The 18,816-nt window shown below is 70.6% G+C and carries 14 protein-coding genes; 1 reads left to right on the forward strand and 13 read right to left on the reverse strand.

Annotation, left to right across the window (positions count from 1 at the left end):
• Window positions 1–12 precede the first annotated feature (12 nt).
• The 13 genes from ACZ4VW_RS14365 to ACZ4VW_RS14425 all read right to left on the reverse strand — a co-directional run bounded on the left by ACZ4VW_RS14365 (window position 13) and on the right by ACZ4VW_RS14425 (window position 17,567).
• The gene (locus ACZ4VW_RS14365) at window positions 13–816 is read right to left on the reverse strand and encodes a TIGR03936 family radical SAM-associated protein (protein WP_467962015.1); all 804 of its coding nucleotides are present in this window, start codon (window positions 814–816) and stop codon (window positions 13–15) included.
• Between the two features lie 124 nt (window positions 817–940).
• Complete coding sequence (locus tag ACZ4VW_RS14370) at window positions 941–2,107, reverse strand: hypothetical protein (protein ID WP_467962017.1); 1,167 nt, start codon at window positions 2,105–2,107, stop codon at window positions 941–943.
• An 86-nt stretch (window positions 2,108–2,193) separates the two neighbouring features.
• Window positions 2,194–4,122 (reverse strand): TIGR03960 family B12-binding radical SAM protein, encoded by a 1,929-nt coding sequence (locus ACZ4VW_RS14375; RefSeq protein WP_467962019.1) that lies wholly within the window; start codon window positions 4,120–4,122, stop codon window positions 2,194–2,196.
• 50 nt (window positions 4,123–4,172) lie between these two features.
• Window positions 4,173–5,702, reverse strand: coding sequence for a CYTH and CHAD domain-containing protein (locus tag ACZ4VW_RS14380; protein WP_467962021.1), 1,530 nt, complete (start codon window positions 5,700–5,702; stop codon window positions 4,173–4,175).
• A gap of 40 nt (window positions 5,703–5,742) precedes the next feature.
• The gene (gene rodA / locus ACZ4VW_RS14385) at window positions 5,743–6,942 is read right to left on the reverse strand and encodes a rod shape-determining protein RodA (RefSeq protein ID WP_467962023.1); all 1,200 of its coding nucleotides are present in this window, start codon (window positions 6,940–6,942) and stop codon (window positions 5,743–5,745) included.
• 3 nt (window positions 6,943–6,945) lie between these two features.
• Window positions 6,946–9,138: a penicillin-binding protein 2 gene (gene mrdA / locus ACZ4VW_RS14390; RefSeq protein WP_467962025.1), complete on the reverse strand. Its 2,193-nt coding sequence runs from the start codon at window positions 9,136–9,138 to the stop codon at window positions 6,946–6,948.
• A 19-nt stretch (window positions 9,139–9,157) separates the two neighbouring features.
• Window positions 9,158–9,820, reverse strand: coding sequence for a rod shape-determining protein MreD (gene mreD / locus ACZ4VW_RS14395; protein ID WP_467962027.1), 663 nt, complete (start codon window positions 9,818–9,820; stop codon window positions 9,158–9,160).
• 3 nt (window positions 9,821–9,823) lie between these two features.
• Window positions 9,824–10,852 (reverse strand): rod shape-determining protein MreC, encoded by a 1,029-nt coding sequence (gene mreC, locus ACZ4VW_RS14400; RefSeq protein ID WP_467962029.1) that lies wholly within the window; start codon window positions 10,850–10,852, stop codon window positions 9,824–9,826.
• Between the two features lie 136 nt (window positions 10,853–10,988).
• The gene (locus ACZ4VW_RS14405) at window positions 10,989–12,008 is read right to left on the reverse strand and encodes a rod shape-determining protein (RefSeq protein WP_215065773.1); all 1,020 of its coding nucleotides are present in this window, start codon (window positions 12,006–12,008) and stop codon (window positions 10,989–10,991) included.
• Window positions 12,009–12,293: 285 nt separating this feature from the next.
• Window positions 12,294–12,707 (reverse strand): nucleoside-diphosphate kinase, encoded by a 414-nt coding sequence (ndk, locus tag ACZ4VW_RS14410; protein WP_355115800.1) that lies wholly within the window; start codon window positions 12,705–12,707, stop codon window positions 12,294–12,296.
• A 115-nt stretch (window positions 12,708–12,822) separates the two neighbouring features.
• Complete coding sequence (locus ACZ4VW_RS14415) at window positions 12,823–13,173, reverse strand: DUF4233 domain-containing protein (RefSeq protein ID WP_467962032.1); 351 nt, start codon at window positions 13,171–13,173, stop codon at window positions 12,823–12,825.
• Window positions 13,174–13,178: 5 nt separating this feature from the next.
• Window positions 13,179–14,696 (reverse strand): bifunctional tetrahydrofolate synthase/dihydrofolate synthase, encoded by a 1,518-nt coding sequence (gene folC / locus ACZ4VW_RS14420; protein WP_467962034.1) that lies wholly within the window; start codon window positions 14,694–14,696, stop codon window positions 13,179–13,181.
• Between the two features lie 249 nt (window positions 14,697–14,945).
• Window positions 14,946–17,567, reverse strand: a complete 2,622-nt coding sequence (locus tag ACZ4VW_RS14425; protein ID WP_467962035.1) for a valine--tRNA ligase — start codon at window positions 17,565–17,567, stop codon at window positions 14,946–14,948.
• A 138-nt stretch (window positions 17,568–17,705) separates the two neighbouring features.
• Between ACZ4VW_RS14425 and ACZ4VW_RS14430 the strand changes: the two genes are divergently transcribed.
• Window positions 17,706–18,701 (forward strand): hypothetical protein, encoded by a 996-nt coding sequence (locus ACZ4VW_RS14430; RefSeq protein WP_467962037.1) that lies wholly within the window; start codon window positions 17,706–17,708, stop codon window positions 18,699–18,701.
• Window positions 18,702–18,816 lie beyond the last annotated feature (115 nt).

Below are 18,816 nucleotides of genomic sequence, written 5' to 3' on the forward strand. Positions count from 1 at the left end.
AACGACCGCTCCCTACGCGGTACCGGCACCCGGCGCCGTCGCTGAGGCGGTCGCGGCGGCCGTGGGTGGAGCGGCCGTGACTGCCTCGCGGTCGGGCGCGAGCGGGTCGGTCACCGTGCCGGACTCCTCGTCGAAGAGCCCCTGCGCCAGCCTGGTCACCGCTGCGGGGACCGGCGGCGCCAGGTCGGCCACAGCTCGGAGACCGGACAGGACGTCGTCGGGTCGCACGGCAGGTGTCACGTGCCGAACAACCAGCCGCAGTATCGCACAGGCATTGTCCAGCGGCCTATCAACCTGGGGATGGCCCGCTGGGTCGGCCGGTGGACGCTCCGCGACGAGGTCGGCGACGGCCGAACGCGCGTCGAAGGTGCGGATGCCGTTCTTGGTCTTTCGCTGCACTTCCACGGTCTCGGCCGCGAGGAAGGCCGCGACGGCCTTCTGCGCGTCCTCGACGGTGACGCCGTCGAGCCGCAGCTCCCACACGGAGGCGGTGAGCCGGTCGGCGAGTCCCGAGGTCCGGGCCTCGACGGCATCGGTGATGTCGAGGCCGTCCGGGAGCGACTCGTCGAGCAGGACCCGCAGCTTCTCCGGATCCCGCGCCTCGGTGAGCGCGATCTCCAGGAACTCGGCCTCGGAGCCCGTACCCGTGGGGGCGGCGTTGGCGTACGACACCTTGGGGTGCGGGGTGAATCCGGCCGAGTACGCCATGGGCACCTCGGCGCGGCGCAGCGCCCGCTCGAACGCGCGCTGGAAGTCACGGTGGCTGGTGAACCGGAGGCGGCCGCGCTTGGTGTAGCGCAGTCGGATGCGCTGCACCGCCGGTGCGGGCGGCGGGCCTTCGGGCTGTCGCTTGCCCAGTGGTTCTTCTCCTCGGTGCGGGGCGGGCGCCGGGGAGCGCCGCCCACGAAATACGGGGTGGCCCCTGGGGGTCCCGACCGGCTCACCCCCGCTTTCGCAGGGAGATCTCGGGTGCGGGCGCCGCGCCGGAGGCGGTTGTTGTACTACCCAGAGTACGCGTAGAGGCCACCACCGGTTCCCCAGGCTCGGTCACCCGGGGTCCTCCGACCAGCGCGTGCCAGGCGTCGCGGCGGGCCTGTCGCACGGTCGCGCGGGCTGAGGCGAGCGCGCCACGGGCGGCGCGTCGCGCCGCGACGGCGGCCGTGCGGGCGGGGGTCCAGACGCTGTCCCGGACCCAGTGCCCGACGGGGGTGCACACTCCGCGATAGAACCAGGTCACGGGCCGTCCGACCAGGTTCCGGGCCATCCACGCGAGGGCCCGGCCGACCGCGCGGGAGAGGTGTCCGGCGACCCGCCAGCAGACCCGGAACGCGTCCGCGATCTCCCGCCCGAGGGGCGCGAGGACGCACCGCCAGAGCCATCCGAGAGGGACCACGATCCCGTACCGGACGACCGGCACCACCACGTACCGCCACAAGGCGACCCACGGCCACACGAACAGGGCCTTGCCGAGCCGGACAAGGGCGTGTCCGAGCGGGGTGAGGACGGCCCGGTACAGCCAGGCGGCCGGGATGGCGATGCCGTACCGCCACAGACCGAGGGTCAGGAGCACGAGCCCCCTGCCGAGCGGGGTGAGGACGGCCCGGTACAGCCAGGCGGCCGGGACGCCGATCCCGTACCGGCCGACCGGCGCGAGCACGTACCGCCACAGGGCGACCCACGGCCACACGAACAGCGCCAGGCCCACCCAGTGGAGGATCAGGGCGATCCCGTGGCCCAGTGGAGTGAGGACCTGGCGGTAGAGCCATGCGGAGGGGATCGCGATCCCGTACCGGCCGACCGGCGCGAGCACGTACCGCCACAGGGCGACCCACGGCCAGACGAACAGGGCCTTGGCGACCCAGAGCGCGACCGTCGCCACGCCTCGGAACAGCGGGGCGAGGAGCTGGGTGCCGATCCAGCCCAGGGCACGGCCGAGGGGACGCAGAAGTGCCCGGTCGACGGCCCGCGCGCAGACCACCAGCACGTCCCACACCATCCGGACGGGTACGACGACGACGAGCACCACGACGCGGACCGGAATCCTGACGAACGCCGTCAGGCAGCCCTCCGGCTCGGGCGGGCGGGGCTGTGCCTTCTCCATGCTCATGCCCGGAATGACGCGACGGCCCGGTGAAGGGTTTCCCCTCGCACCGGACCGTCGCCCGAGTGTGACCCGAATGGCCTGTTCGCCGGCTACTTGACGACCGTCAGCGGCAGCAGCTTCTTGCCCGTGGGGCCGATCTGGATGTGCGTGTCCATCTGCGGGCAGACACCGCAGTCGAAGCACGGCGTCCAGCGGCAGTCCTCGACCTCGGTCTCGTCGAGCGCGTCCTGCCAGTCCTCCCAGAGCCAGTCCTTGTCGAGACCGGAGTCCAGGTGGTCCCAGGGCAGGACCTCCTCGTAGGTGCGCTCGCGCGTGGTGTACCAGTCGACGTCGACGCCCCGCTCGGGCAGTGTCTTCTCGGCGCACGCCATCCAGCGGTCGTACGAGAAGTGCTCGCGCCAGCCGTCGAAGCGGCCGCCGTCCTCGTACACCGCGCGGATGACGGCGCCGACGCGGCGGTCGCCGCGCGAGAGGAGGCCCTCGACGATGCCGGGCTTGCCGTCGTGGTACCGGAAGCCGATCGAGCGGCCGTACTTCTTGTCGCCGCGGATCTTGTCCCGGAGCTTCTCCAGGCGGGCGTCCGTCTCCTCGGCGGAGAGCTGCGGGGCCCACTGGAACGGCGTGTGCGGCTTGGGCACGAAGCCACCGATGGAGACCGTGCAGCGGATGTCGTTCTGGCCGGAGACCTTGCGGCCCTCGGCGATGACCTTGACCGCCATGTCGCCGATCTGGAGGACGTCCTCGTCCGTCTCCGTCGGCAGGCCGCACATGAAGTACAGCTTCACCTGGCGCCAGCCGTTGCCGTACGCCGTGGAGACGGTCCGGATCAGGTCCTCCTCCGAGACCATCTTGTTGATGACCTTGCGCATGCGCTCGGAGCCGCCCTCGGGGGCGAAGGTGAGACCGGACCGGCGGCCGTTCCTCGTCAGCTCGTTGGCGAGGTCCACGTTGAAGGCGTCGACGCGGGTCGAGGGGAGGGACAGGCCGACCTTGTCCTCCTCGTACCGGTCGGCGAGGCCCTTCGCGATGTCACCGATCTCGCTGTGGTCGGCCGAGGACAGCGAGAGGAGACCGACCTCCTCGAAGCCGGTCGCCTTGAGACCCTTCTCGACCATCTCGCCGATGCCGGTGATGCTTCGCTCCCGCACGGGGCGCGTGATCATGCCGGCCTGGCAGAAACGGCAGCCGCGGGTGCAGCCGCGGAAGATCTCGACGGACATCCGCTCGTGGACCGTCTCGGCGAGCGGGACCAGCGGCTGCTTGGGGTAGGGCCACTCGTCGAGGTCCATGACGGTGTGCTTGGACACGCGCCACGGCACGCCGGAGCGGTTCGGCACCACACGGGCGATCCGGCCGTCCGGCAGGTACTCGACGTCGTAGAAGCCGGGGATGTAGACCGAGCCGGTCTTCGCCAGCCGGAGGAGGACCTCCTCGCGGCCGCCGGGGCGGCCCTCGGCCTTCCAGCCGCGGATGATCTCGGTCATGTCGAGCACGGCCTGCTCGCCGTCGCCGATGATCGCCGCGTCGATGAAGTCCGCGATCGGCTCGGGGTTGAAGGCCGCGTGGCCGCCGGCGAGCACGATCGGGTGGTCGACGGTGCGGTCCTTGGACTCCAGCGGGATGCCCGCCAGGTCGAGGGCCGTGAGCATGTTGGTGTAGCCGAGCTCGGTGGAGAAGCTCAGGCCGAAGACGTCGAAGGCGCCGACGGGACGGTGGCTGTCCACGGTGAACTGCGGAACGCCGTGCTCCCGCATCAGCTCCTCGAGGTCCGGCCACACGCTGTACGTGCGCTCGGCGAGGACGCCCTCGCGCTCGTTCAGCACCTCGTAGAGGATCATGACGCCCTGGTTGGGCAGACCGACCTCGTACGCGTCCGGGTACATCAGCGCCCAGCGGACGTCGGCGGACTCCCACGGCTTGACCGTGGAGTTCAGCTCTCCACCGACGTACTGAATCGGCTTCTGCACGTGCGGGAGCAGAGCTTCGAGCTGCGGGAAGACAGACTCGGCAGCAGACATCTCGAACCTTCGTGAGCTGGCAGGGGGCGACTCTCAAGCGTACCCGGTGCTCAGCGGGTCAATTTCGCCCTCGTTCTCGGCGCGGACGCCGCCTCCCAGGCGGCGGGCAGCTCGCGTTCCCGTGCCGCGGCGGTGGCCTCCTCGCGGCCGTGGAGAAGTCCCCAGGTGAAGGCGGACTCCCCCGCCGCGTGGGCACGAACCCCGAGGACGCGCAGGGCGTCACGGGCGACGACGCTGTCCTGGTGGTCGCCGAGGATGCGCTGGACGGCCTTCACACGGCGGGCGAACCGTTTGGCGGGCTTGCCGAGGGCGGGTGTGGCGGCGTCGGCGGCGTAGCGGGCGCGCTTGGCGGCCTTGCGGGCCTCGTGCATCGCGACGTCGCGGTCGTGGCCGGGGGCCAGGGCGAGGGCGTGCTCGACGCGGCGGGCGAGGCGGTCGTAGTCCTTGAGGACGGCCCGGGCGAGCACCCGCTCCGGGGCCTCGGCGGCCGCCTTGCGCAGGGGCGGGTCGGCGAGCAGGGCGTCGAGGGCGTTCAGGAGCGCCAGGTGGCGGTCGGAGTCGAGGGCGGCGAGGGCCCTGGTGCGGGCTTCGTCGCCGCGGGAGACGGAGTCGGCTCGGAGCCGGGCGCGGACGGGGCCGAGGAGCAGGACGTCGGGGACCTCGTCGATGCGGGCGTCGAGCCGGGCCATGAGGACTTCGTGGTCACGGGCGACGCCGAGTTCGCCGGCGAGCCATTTGAGCTCCTCGCCGACGGGGTCGGTGACGGCGCGGTCGAGGACCTTGCGGAACGTCTTGAAGGCGCTGCGGAGGCGGCGGGTGGCGACGCGCATCCGGTGCAGGGAGTCGGGCAGGTCGCGGCGGACGGCGGGGTCGAGGGCGACGATCGTGGCGATCTGTTCGCGTACGTAGGCGAGGACGCGTCCGCCGGCGGTGTCCTCGTCGGGCCGCCGTCGCGCGGCGGCCGGACGCTCGTCCTCCTTCTCCGCCGTCTGCTCCAGGGCCTTCGCCAGTTTCGAGACCGACGAGGAGGGCCGTACTCCCGCCTTCTTCAGGCGCTTCTCGACGGCGTCCAGGACGGCGGGGTCGGCATCGTCCGCCAGTTCGACCTCGATCTCGGTCCAGGAGGCCGCTCCGCCGGCCCCGGTCAGGCGCTCGGCGTGGACCGTGTCGACCGACACCTCCGCCAGCAGGGCGCCCTCCTCGTCCATGAGGTGGCGGACGTCCCGGGAGGAGCGGAGACGGACGACGGGGACGACCTCCTCCTCACGGACCCGGGAGCGCAGGAGTCGGCCCAGTTCCTCCGGAAGGGTGTCGGCGAGCGGGGCTCTGAGCTCGTCGCGGATCCCGACGGCGACGGGGAACTTGAGGTGCCAGCCCGCGTCCTCGCCGCCGGTGCGGCGGCGCAGGGTCAGGGAGTCCGCCGCCAGACGCAGGTCGGCCGTGTCGTAGTAGACGGCGTCGAGCGCGGCGACGCCCCGGTCGACGACCGCCGAGACGCCCGGGACCCCGGTGAGGTCCGGGAGTCCCGTCCGCTCGGTGGCTTCGTACTTCCGCTCGATCTCGCGCTTCGTCTCCGCCATCATTCGAATCTAGTTGCCCGAGGAGGGCCGGTCCATGCGGTCACGCCGTCATCGGGCGTTGCACCTTGATGGACTGGAGCAGTCCGATCGCCACCCACACCGCGAACATCGACGAGCCGCCGTACGAGACGAACGGCAGGGGGAGGCCGGCCACGGGCATGATGCCCAGCGCCATGCCGATGTTCTCGAAGGACTGGAAGGCGAACCAGGCGATGATCCCGGCCGCGACGATCGTGCCGTAGAGCTCCGTGGTCTCCCGGGCGATCCGGCAGGCCCGCCACAGGACCACGCCGAGCAGCAGGATGATCAGTCCGCCGCCGAGGAAGCCGAGCTCCTCGCCGGCGACGCTGAAGATGAAGTCGGTCTGCTGTTCGGGCACGAACTGGCCGCTGGTCTGGTGGCCGTTGAAGAGCCCCGCGCCGTACAGGCCGCCGGAGCCGATGGCGATGCGCGCCTGGTTGGTGTTGTAGCCGACGCCGGCCGGGTCGAGCTCGGGATTGGCGAAGGCGGCGAAGCGGTTGAGCTGGTACTCGTCGAGCAGCCCGAGCACGGTGACCAGGACCGCGCCCACCACGCCGGCGCCGATGAGGCCGAGGACCCAGCGGTTGGAGGCGCCGGAGGCGAGCAGGACGCCGAGCACGATGATCCCCATCACCATGACCGAGCCGAGGTCCGGCATCAGCATGACGATGGCCATGGGCAGCGCGGCGAGGAGGAGCGCCTTGGCGACCGTGCGGTGGTCGGGGTGCACCTGGTCGCCCGCGTCGACCTTGGCGGCCAGCAGCACCGCCATGATCAGGATGATGGTGATCTTCACGAACTCGCTGGGCTGGAGCGAGAAGCCGCCGCCGAGCTGGATCCACGCGTGGGCACCGTTGATGGTGGCGCCGAGCGGGGTGAGGACGGCGAGGATCAGCAGGATCGAGATGCCGTAGAGGACCGGCACCGCGCCGCGCAGGGTGCGGTGGCCGAGCCAGATCGTGCCGATCATCAGGACGAGGCCGATGCCGGTGTTGAGCGAGTGCCGGAACAGGAAGGCGTACGGGTCGCCGCCGTTGAGCTCGGTGCGGTTGCGGGTCGCGGACCACACGAGGAGCGTGCCGAGGAAGGACAGGGCGAGCGCGGAGAGCAGCATCGGCCAGTCGAGCCGGCGCAGCACCGAGTCACGGGCGGTGAGCTTCGCGAGCGGGCCGCGCTCCGGGGCGTACCGCGAGACGGAGAAGCCGTGCGGGGCGGTCATCGGTCAGTCCCTCCAGACGGGCGGCGGGCCCGCGAGTGGCTCCTGCCCGCCTTCCCTCTTCTTGTTCGGGTCGACCAGCTGCGACTTCGGGTCGTACGGCTTGACCTCCGGCGCGTCGATGGAGCCGTCGGGCTGGATCTTGGGCAGCGCCTGCTGCGGCTTGGGCAGCAGGGCCCGCTTGAGGTCCTGGTTGCCCTCGTCGTCGAGGCCGTAGAGCGCGTCGTAGATGTTGCGCACCGCGGGGCCGGAGGCGCCGGAGCCGGTACCACCCTGGGAGATCGTCATGACGATCGTGTAGTCGTCGGTGTAGGTCGCGAACCAGGACGTGGTCTGCTTGCCGTAGACCTGGGCGGTGCCCGTCTTGGCCCGCATCGGGATCTTGTCCTGGGGCCAGCCGCCGAACCGCCAGGCGGCGGTGCCGCCGGGCTCGACGACGGAGCGCAGGCCCTTGTCGAGGTCGCTGATCGTCTGCGCGTCGACCGGCAGCCTGCCGTGGGCCTTGGGCTTGATCTCCTGGATCCTCTTGCCGTCGGGGCTGATCACGGCCTTGCCGACGGTGGGGTTGTAGAGGGTGCCGCCGTTGCTGATGGCGGCGTAGGCGGTGGCCAGCTGGACGGGGGTGATGAGGACGTCGCCCTGCCCGATGGCGAAGTTGATGCTGTCGAACGCCTTCAGCTGGTTGCCCTCCAGGCAGCTCTCGTACGCGATCTGCTCGACGTACGTGCCGCCCTTCTTGCCCTGCTTGCACCAGGAGTCCTTGTTGGCCGCCCAGAAGCTCTGCTTCCACTGGCGGTCCGGGATCCGGCCGGTGACCTCGTTCGGCAGGTCGATGCCGGTCTCGGAGCCGAATCCGTAGTCCCGGGCGGTCCGGTAGAACCAGTCGTTGGCGTCCTTCTTCGGCTTTATCCCACCGTCACGGTTCCACTCCTGGTGGCCGAGGCGGTAGAAGACGGTGTTGCAGGAGAACTTGAGGGCGTCCCCGAGGGTGATGGGGCCGTGTCCCTTGGACTCGAAGTTCGCGAAGCTGCGGTTGCCCATGCTGTACGAGCTGCTGCAGTTGTAGCGGTCGTTGAAGGGGTAGCCGGCGCGCACGGCGGCGCTCGCGGACACCACCTTGAAGACGGAGCCGGCCGGTGCCTGGCCCTGGATGGCCCGGTTGAGCAGCGGGTAGTTGGAGCCCTTGTCGGTGAGCCGGGCGTAGTCCTTGGCGGAGATGCCGCCGATCCAGGCGTTGGGGTCGTAGTCGGGCTGGGAGGCCATCGCGACGACCCGGCCGGTCTTGGACTCCATGACCACGACGGCGCCCGCGTCGGCCTCGTACGGGCGACCGGTGATCTTGTCGGTCTCCTTCCGTACGGTCTCCATCGCGGCGTGCAGTTCGTACTCGGCGACGGACTGGACCCGTGCGTCGATGCTGGTGACGAGGGTGGAGCCGGGCACGCCCGGGTCGGACTTCGCCTGGCCCATGACGCGGCCGAGGTTGTCGACCTCGTAGCGGGTGACGCCGGCCTTGCCGCGCAGCGCCTTGTCGTAGGTGCGTTCGATGCCGGAGCGGCCGACCTGGTCGGAGCGGAGGAACGGCGAGTCGGTGTCCTTCGCCTTCTCGATCTCCTCGTCGGTGACGGGCGAGAGGTAGCCGAGCACCTGCGCGGTGCGCGCCTTGCCGGGCGCCGGGTAGCGGCGTACGGCGGCGAGTTCGGCGGTGATGCCGGGGAAGTCCTCGGCGGCCTCCCGGATCGTCAGCGCCTGCTGGGTCGTGGCCTTGTCGGTGACCGGGATCGGCTGGAAGGGGGAACCGTTCCAGCAGGGCTTGGGGGTCTCGGAGTCGCAGAGCCGGATCTTGTTCATGACGTCCTGGGGCTTCATGCCCAGGACGCCGGCCAGCCGGGTGAGGACGGCCTTGCCGTCGTCCTTCATCTTCATCAGGTCGGTGCGCGAGGCGGAGACCACGAGCCGGGTCTCGTTGTCGGCGAGCGGGACGCCGCGGGCGTCGAGGATCGAGCCGCGGACGGCGGGCTGGACGACCTGCTGGATGTTGTTGCTCTTGGCCTCGTCGGCGTACTCCTTGCCGTTGCGGATCTGGAGGTACCAGAGGCGCCCGCCGAGGGTGAGCAGGAGGGAGAAGACGAGGATCTGGATGATGACGAGCCGGATCTGGACCCGGGGGGTCCGTCCGGTCTCCGGGATGTTGCTCATGCTGCCGGTGCCCCCTCGGTCACAGTCGCTTGACTCCCTTGATGCGTCCGGCGCGTGAGGCTCTGGTGCGGGCGGCCTTGACGAGCAGGCCGCCGCGCTGGGTGCCGATCCGCAGGCCGGTGCCGGAGGAGAGCCAGCCGGAGGCGACGTCGGTGCTTCCGGAGGTGTCGGCGAGCGGGTCGTTCTCCGCGCGCCGGGCCAGCGCCATGATCAGCGGCACGGTGAAGGGCGCGAGGAGCAGGTCGTAGAGGGCCGCGGTGAACAGCAGGAAGCCGAGGCCGACATGGCGGGCGGCGGTGTCGCCGACGAGGGCGCCGACCCCCGCGTACAGCAGGGTGGAGCCGATCGCCGCGGCGACGACGACGGCCATGGGGCCGCTGGCGGACTTGAGCCGGCCGTTCTCGGGGCGGGCGAGTCCGGCCAGGTAGCCGATGACGCACAGGACGAGGGCGTAGCGCCCGGCGGCGTGGTCGGCGGGCGGGGCGAGGTCGGCCAGGAGGCCGGCCCCGAAGCCGATGAGGGAGCCGCTGACGGGGCCGTACACCAGGGCGAGGGCGAGGACGGTCAGCAGCACCAGGTCGGGTACGGCGCCGGGGAGCTGGAGGCGCGCGAGGACGGAGACCTGGATGACCAGGGCGACGACGACGAGTGCGCTGGAGAGCAGGATCCTGTTGAACTTCATGCCTCAGTCCCCCTGCTCGTTCTCGGGCTTCTGCCCCTGTTCCGGCTGCTGTGCGGGCTCTCGGCCGTCCGCCGGTTGCTGCTGTCCGTCCGCTTGCTGCCCTGCCGGCTGCTGCTCGCCGTCCGGTGGCGGCGGCGGGGTGACCGTGACGGTGACCGTCGGGGCGGGCTTGGGCTTGGGCGGCAGGACCGTGTCGCGGGGGTTCGTGCGCGGGGCCTGGACGACGACGCCGACGATGTCGAGCTTGGAGAAGGCGACGTACGGGCGGACGTAGACGTTGCGGGTGAGGCCGCCCCCCAGCGGGTCCACACGGACCACCTCGCCGACCGGCACGCCGGGCACGAAGGGCTTGTTCGCCTGCGAGCCGAAGGTGACGAGCCGGTCGCCGGCCTTCACCTTCGCCTTGCCGTTGAGGAGCTGGACGAGGAGCGGACCGTTGCCCTGGCCGGTGGCGAACCCGAGTTCGTCCGACTTCTCCATGCGGGTGCCGACGGTGAAGTCGGGGTCACCGGCGAGGAGCACGGTCGAGGTGGAGGGCCCGACGGTGGTCACGCGGCCGACGAGGCCGGCGCCGTTGAGCACGGTCATGTCGCGCTGGATGCCGTCGTTGGCGCCCGCGTCGATGGTGACGGTCCAGGAGAAGCCCTGCGCCGCTCCTATGGCGACGACCTGGGCGGCCTTGATGCCGTACTGGCCGGCGCCGGCCGTCTTGAGCAGGGTGTCGAGCTCCCGCAGGCGGCTGCGGTTGCGGTCGTCGCTGCCGAGCTTGGCCTTGAGAGCGGCGTTCTCGCGCTCCAGCGCGGCGATCCGGGTGTGCCGCTCGCCGGACTCGCGTACGGCTCCTATGGCGTTGCCGATGGGGTCGACGGCCGCGGCGACACCGTTCTCCACCGGGCCGAAGACCGCGGCGGCGGCCTGCCGGGCGCCGTCGACCGGCGACTCCTGACCACCGCGGATGTCCACGGTGATCAGAGCGAACGCGATGGCGACCAGCAGTACCAGGAGCAGCCGGCTCTCTCGTGTGTCCCTCACGTGCGGCGGCCGTGCCTTTCGTCGTTCCGTGCGGTGTGTGTCGTGCTGTCAACGATCGGCTGTACGGGGGTTCTTACCACCCGTACGGGGGTCCCCCCGGGCCGCAGGGCCCAGGGGGACGATCGACGTCGATCCGTTACCGGCGGGGCTGGGCGTCGAGGACCTGCTGCAGGGCCTCGAACTCCTCCACGCACTTGCCCGAGCCCAGCGCCACGGAGTCCAGCGGGTCCTCGGCGATGTGGATCGGCATCCCGGTCTCGCGGCGCAGCCGCTCGTCCAGGCCACGCAGCAGCGCGCCTCCACCCGTGAGAACGATGCCGCGGTCCATCACGTCACCGGACAGCTCGGGCGGACACTTGTCGAGCGTCGTCTTCACGGCGTCGACGATCGCGTTGACGGGCTCCTCGATGGCCTTGCGCACCTCTGCGGCCGAGATGACCACGGTCTTGGGCAGACCGGAGACCAGGTCACGGCCACGGATCTCGGTGTGCTCGTCCTTGTCGAGGTCGTACGCCGAGCCGATGGTGATCTTGATCTGCTCGGCGGTGCGCTCACCGAGGAGGAGCGAGTACTCCTTCTTGATGTGCTGGATGATCGCGTTGTCGAGCTCGTCGCCGGCCACCCGGATCGACTGTGCCGTGACGATTCCGCCGAGCGAGATCACGGCGACCTCTGTGGTGCCGCCACCGATGTCGACGACCATGTTGCCGGTCGCCTCGTGGACCGGAAGGCCCGCGCCGATGGCCGCGGCCATCGGTTCCTCGATGATGTGCACCTGTCGGGCGCCGGCCTGGGTGGACGCCTCGATGACGGCGCGGCGCTCCACTCCGGTGATACCGGAGGGCACACACACGACGACCCGGGGGCGGGCCAGGTAGCGGCGCTTGTGGATCTTGAGGATGAAGTAGCGGAGCATGCGCTCGGTGATCTCGAAGTCGGCGATCACACCGTCCTTCAGCGGCCGGACGGCGACGATGTTGCCGGGCGTCCGGCCGATCATCTTCTTCGCCTCGGAGCCGACCGCGAGGATACCGCCGGTGTTGGTGTTGATCGCGACGACGGACGGCTCGTTCAGAACGATGCCTCGACCCCTGACGTACACCAGCGTGTTGGCGGTCCCGAGGTCGACAGCCATGTCACGGCCGATGAACGACATTGAGTTCCCCTTGTTTCCCATGAGGATGCGTCGGGCCTTCCCAATTGGAGCGTTGACGGCTTCTCAGGTCGGCGAGGTGGTGGGTGTTTCCGGTGCTGCGGCGTGGAGTTTTCCATCGTAGTGCCGCCTACCGGGATACCGCGCGGTGGTCCACCTCTGTATAGGTGACGGTAGGACCCTGCGATGCGTTCCCGGTTGTGCCATTCATATGCCCGGGGGCGACCGAAATTCCTTCGGTCGCCCCAGCTTGTTGCGGTGTATGGCTGACACGGGGTCAGCCGCGGGTCACGCCAGCCCAGGGAAGAAAAGCTTCAGTTCCCGAATGGCGGACTCCTCGGAGTCCGAGGCGTGGATGAGGTTCTCGCGGACGATGGTGCCGAAATCCCCGCGAATGGAACCGGGGGCGGCGGCGATCGGGTCGGTCGGGCCGGCGAGGGTCCGCAGACCCTCGATGACCCGCTCGCCCTCGACGACCAGGGCGACGACGGGGCCGGACTGCATGAAGCCCATGAGCGGCTCGTAGAACGGCTTGCCCTTGTGCTCGCCGTAGTGCTGCTCCAGCGTGTCCTGGCTCAGCTCACGCAGTTCGAGCGCGGCGATGGTCCAGCCCGCCTTGCGCTCGATACGGCCGATGATCTCGCCGATCAGGCCACGGCGGACGGCGTCGGGCTTGAGCAGGACGAGCGTGCGCTGGCTCACGGTAGAGACTCCTTCAATACGGTGTGCGGGACTCAGAGGCTACAGGGCGCCCACGGCCGCCGATTACGCAGCGTCAGGCCCTCAGGAGCGCGGAAAGGGCGTCACCCGTCCGCGCTCACGCCTCCGCTCCCGCCTCGGTCTGCGCGGCCCAGCGGGCCTTCGCCTCGTCGATCTTGCGGCCGTAGTGGATCGAGGCCCACCACAGCACCGCGAAGGTCGCCCCCAGGAAGAACATCACCGGCACCACGAAGCCGCTCGCGACGAGGGCGATCTGCAGCGCCCAGCCGAACTGCAGCCCGCCCGGGCGGGTGATCGTCCCGCACAGCAGCACCGACACCAGCATCGCGATGCCGCAGACCCACCAGACGGCGGACATCGACAGGCTGGCGTCCTTCATGGCGACGAGCCCCGCGAACCCGATCACGAAGAACTCGCCGATCAGCGTCGAGGCACAGAGCGTACGCATCGGATTCAGCGCCTTCCGAGGAGCAGCCGGGCATCCCCGACCGTGAAGATCGAACCGGTCACCAGGACGCCCGCACCCGCGTACTCGTCCTCTTCCTCCGCGAGCGTGATCGCCGCCTCGATGGCGTCGTCCAGACGCGGCTCGACGACCACCCGGTCGTCGCCGAAGACCTCCACGGCGATCGCCGCGAGGGCGTCGACGTCCGTCGCGCGAGGGCTGGAGTTCGCCGTGACGACGACCTCGGCGAAGATCGGCTCGAAGGCTTCCAGGAGCCCCTTCGCGTCCTTGTCGGAGCTGGTGGAGACGACGCCGATGAGCCGCGAGAAGCCGAACGACTCGCTGATGCCGTCGGCCGTCGCCCGCGCGCCGTGCGGGTTGTGCGCCGCGTCCAGGATCACCGTCGGGGAACTGCGGACGACCTCCAGGCGCCCCGGGGAGGCCACCGAGGCGAAGGCGCGGCGCACCGTGTCGATGTCCAGGGTCCGGGCGTGCTCCGCGCCGATGCCGAAGAACGCCTCGACCGCCGCGAGGGCGACCGCCGCGTTGTGCGCCTGGTGCGCGCCGTACAGCGGCAGGAAGACGTCCTCGTACTCGCCGCCGAGTCCGCGCAGGGTGAGCAGCTGGCCGCCGACGGCGACCTCGCGGGAGACGATGCCGAACTCCATGCCCTCGCGGGCAACCGTCGCGTCGACCCCGACGGCCTTCTTCAGCATGACCTGCGCCGCGTCCACCGGCTGCTGGGCGAGGACGACCGTCGCGCCCTGCTTGATGATCCCGGACTTCTCGCCCGCGATCGCCGCGGTCGTGTCGCCGAGGCGGTCGGTGTGGTCGAGGTCGATCGGGGTGACGACAGCGACCTGGGCGTCGATGACGTTCGTCGCGTCCCACGTACCGCCCATGCCGACCTCGACGACCGCCACGTCCACCGGCGCGTCGGCGAAGGCCGCGTACGCCATACCGGTGAGGACCTCGAAGAAGGAGAGCCGGAACTCCTCGCGGGCGTCGACCAGCTCGACGTACGGCTTGATGTCCTCGTACGTCTCGATGAACCGCTCGGCAGAGATCGGGGCGCCGTCCAGGCTGATCCGCTCGGTGATCGTCTGCACGTGCGGCGAGGTGTACCGCCCGGTGCGCAGGTCGAACGCGGTGAGCAGGGCCTCGATGATGCGGGCCGTGGACGTCTTGCCGTTCGTGCCCGTGATGTGGATCGAGGGGTACGCGCGCTGGGGCTCGCCGAGCACGTCCATCAGCGCCGCGATCCGCGTCACCGAGGGCTCCAGCTTGGTCTCCCCCCAGCGGGTCGCCAGCTCGGTCTCGACCTGGCGCAGCGCCTTGTCCACCTCCGGGTCGGCGGGCCGGGCGGGCACGGGGTCGCCCTGGGGCGGACCGGCCTGCGCGCGCAGGGTGCGGCTGCCGGCCTCGATCACCGCCAGGTCGGGGTCACGGTCGGTCTCTGCATCGACGATCTCGTCGAACGGGTCGGACGGGTCGGACGCGTCGAACTGGTCGCTGGGCTCACTCACGGGCCCAGTCTACGGAGGGGGACCGACAGGACCATGGACCCACCCCTTTCGGAACTTTCGGGCCACCGCCGCGAGGGCCGGGTGCCGCCGGGTGCGGGAGACCGGGCCTCGCCGGGGGCGGGAGGCGGGACAGGGTGAAGCCTGTCGGGAGGAGCGCCCCTCACGCGGGGAGCGGGGCGCGGACCCGACGCACGGCCGTGAACGCGAGGGGGCCCGGAACCGATCGGTTCCGGGCCCCCTCGTCCGGGCTCACGCCTGCGGCAGCCGCTCCAGCTGCGCCTGGATGCGGGCGATGTCCTCGTCCGCCTTGGCGAGCCGCGTACGGATCTTCTCCACCACGTTGTCCGGCGCCTTGGCCAGGAACGCCTCGTTGCCGAGCTTCCCGTTGGCCTGGGCCTTCTCCTTCTCCGCGGCCGCGAGGTCCTTGGCGAGGCGCTTGCGCTCCGCCGCCACGTCGATGGTGCCGGACAGGTCGAGCGCGACCGTCGCACCGGCGACCGGCAGGGAGGCGGTGGCGGAGAAGCCCTCGCCCTCCGGCTGCAGGCGCAGCAGCTGGCGGATGGCCGCCTCGTGCGGGGCGAGCGCGGTGCCGTCGAGCTCCAGGCGGGCGGGAACCTTCTGGCCGGGCTGCAGGCCCTGGTCCGAGCGGAACCGGCGGACCTCGGTGACGACCCGCTGGACGAGCTCGATCTCCTTCTCGGCGGCCTCGTCGCGGAAGCCGGAGTCGGTGGGCCAGTCCGCGATGACGACGGACTCCTTGCCGGTGAGCGTCGTCCAGAGCGTCTCGGTGACGAACGGGACGATCGGGTGCAGCAGGCGCAGCATGACGTCCAGGACCTCGCCGAGGACCCGGCCGGAGACCTTGGCCTGCTCGCCGCCCGCGAAGAACGTCGTCTTCGACAGCTCCACGTACCAGTCGAAGACCTCGTCCCACGCGAAGTGGTAGAGCGCGTCGGCGAGCTTGGCGAACTGGTAGTCGTCGTAGAAGGCGTCGGCCTCGGAGACCGTCTTGTTGAGCCGCGAGAGGATCCACCGGTCCGTCGCGGTCATCTCCGACGGGTCCGGCAGCGGGCCCTCGACCGTCGCGCCGTTCATCAGCGCGAAGCGCGTGGCGTTCCAGATCTTGTTGGCGAAGTTCCGGGACGCCTTGACCCAGTCCTCGCCGATCGGGACGTCGACACCCGGGTTGGCGCCGTTGGCCAGGGTGAAGCGGACGGCGTCCGAGCCGTACGCGTCCATCCAGTCCAGCGGGTTGACCGCGTTGCCGAAGGACTTCGACATCTTCTTGCCGAACTGGTCGCGGACCATGCCGTGCAGGGCGATGGTGTGGAACGGCGGGGTGCCGTCCATCGCGTACAGGCCGAACATCATCATCCGGGCGACCCAGAAGAAGAGGATGTCGTAGCCGGTGACCAGGACGGAGTTCGGGTAGAACTTCGCGAGGCTGTCGGTCCGCTCCGGCCAGCCGAGCGTGGAGAACGGCCACAGGCCGGACGAGAACCAGGTGTCCAGGACGTCCGTGTCCTGGTGCCAGCCCTCGCCGGTCGGCGCCTCGTCGTCCGGTCCGACGCAGACGACCTCGCCGTTCGGGCCGTACCAGACGGGGATGCGGTGGCCCCACCACAGCTGGCGCGAGATGCACCAGTCGTGCAGGTTGTCGACCCAGTCGAAGTACCGCTTCTCCATCTCCTGGGGGTGGATCTTGACCTTTCCGTCGCGGACCGCGTCACCGGCGGCCTGGGCGAGCGGGCCGACCTTGACCCACCACTGCATCGACAGGCGCGGCTCGATGGTGGTCTTGCACCGCGAGCAGTGGCCGACGGAGTGGGCGTACGGACGCTTCTCGGCGACGATCCGGCCCTCGGCGCGCAGCGCGCCGACGATGGCGGAGCGGGCCTCGAGACGGTCCAGACCCTGGAAGGGGCCGTGGACGGTGATGACGGCGTGCTCGTCCATGACGGCGATGCTCGGCAGGTTGTGCCGCTGGCCGATCTCGAAGTCGTTCGGGTCGTGGGCGGGCGTCACCTTGACGGCGCCGGTGCCGAACTCGGGATCGACGTGCTCGTCGGCGACGACCGGGATCCGGCGGCCGGTCAGCGGCAGCTCGATCTCGGTGCCGACCAGGTGCTTGTACCGCTCGTCGTCCGGGTGGACGGCGACGGCCGTGTCACCGAGCATCGTCTCGGCTCGCGTCGTCGCGACGACGATCTCGGAGTCTCCCGAGCCGTACCGGATGGAGACGAGCTCGCCGTCGTCGTCCTGGTACTCGACCTCGATGTCCGAGATGGCCGTCAGACAGCGCGGGCACCAGTTGATGATGCGCTCGGCGCGGTAGATCAGCTCGTCGTCGTAGAGCTTCTTGAAGATGGTCTGGACGGCCTGGGACAGGCCCTCGTCCATGGTGAAGCGCTCGCGCGACCAGGCGACGCCGTCGCCCAGGCGCTTCATCTGGCCGGAGATCTGGCCGCCGGACTCCGCCTTCCACTGCCAGACCCGCTCGACGAACGCCTCACGGCCCAGGTCGTGGCGGGACTTGCCCTCCTTGGCCAGCTCGCGCTCGACGACGTTCTGGGTCGCGATACCGGCGTGGTCCATACCCGGCTGCCACAGCGTCTCGTAGCCCTGCATCCGCTTGCGGCGGGTGAGGGCGTCGATCAGCGTGTGCTCGAAGGCGTGGCCCAGGTGGAGCGAACCGGTGACGTTCGGCGGCGGGATGACGATGGTGTACGGCGGCTTGTCGCTCTTGGCGTCGGCCTCGAAGTAACCGCGCTCCACCCAGCGCTCGTACAGCTTCCCCTCTACTTCGGCCGGCGCGTACTGGGTCGGCAGTTCGGGGGTGGCTGCGGGCTGCTGCTGAGTGTTCTCGGTCACGGGGTCAGTTTAGGGGTGCCACGGGGTTGTCCTGAAACTCGATTGTTCCGTAACGGTGTGCCCCCCGCCGCCCCTCCGGGGCCGGGCTTCCGCGAGGATGTCGGATACGCGTCGACATCCTGTGAGGGGAACCTGTCCATGAGCTACAACCAGCCGGGCCCGTACGGCGGTCAGCCCCAGCAGCCCGGACCGTACGGTCAGCCGGGCCAGCCCGGCCCGTACGGCCAGCCGCCGCAAGCGCCGCAGCCCGGCTACGGGTACCCGCAGCAGGCACCCCAGGGTGTGCCCCCGCAGCAGCCGCCGCCGTACGGCTACCCGCAGCAGCCCCAGCAGCCCGGCCCGTACGGCCAGCCCCAGCAGCCGGGCCCCTACGGCCAGCCGCCCCAGCAGCCCCCGTACGGCCAGGGTCCCGGCGCCTACCCGCCGCCCCCGCCGGGCGCCCCGAAGAAGAAGACGGGTCTGATCATCGGCGGCGTCGCCGTGGTCGCCGCGCTGGGTGTGGGCGCGTACTTCGTGTTCGCCGGCGGTGCGGGCAACGGCGCGGTGAGCGACGACACGAAGGGCTACAAGATCGCCGCGCCCGAGACCGTCGACGCCTACAAGAAGGTGCCTTCGCAGGGCCCGGACACCAACGGCCCGCTCAAGGACGAGCAGAAGACCCGCGCCGAGGCCATGGGCATCAAGAACGCCGCCCAGCACAACGCCCAGTACAAGGACAACACGGAGCCGCTCAAGGGCAAGCAGCTCTCGTTCAGCGGCCTGTACGGCGAGGTCGCCGACCCCGAGAAGACGCTCGACAGCTTCTTCGACAATCTGGGCAAGGACAACAAGCAGCTCGAGTCGATGGGCCTGAAGTACGAGGTCGTCGAGGGCCCGGAGAGCGTGACGCCCTCCGGCTTCGAGGGCGCGCTCATGAAGTGCGCGAAGGTCAAGATGACCAGCACGAAGGAGTCCACGCAGCCCGGCCCCAAGTCCATGGAGTTCTTCACCTGCGCGTGGGCCGACTTCTCCACGGTCGGCTCGACCAACCTGATGGACCTGGCCGGCAGCGTCACGGGCCAGGTGTCCGTACCGCGGCCCGAGCTGGAGCAGCTGACCGCCAAGCTCTACAACTCGGCGCGCACCAAGGCCTGAGGCCCGGCACACACAGGGGCGGGGGGGGGGGGGGGGGGGGGGGGGGGGGGGGGGGGGGGGGGGGGGGGGGGGGGGGGGGGGGGGGTGGGGGGGGGGGGGGGTGGTGTGGGTGGTG

The sequence above is a fragment of the Streptomyces sp. NPDC029139 genome, assembly GCF_055564335.1.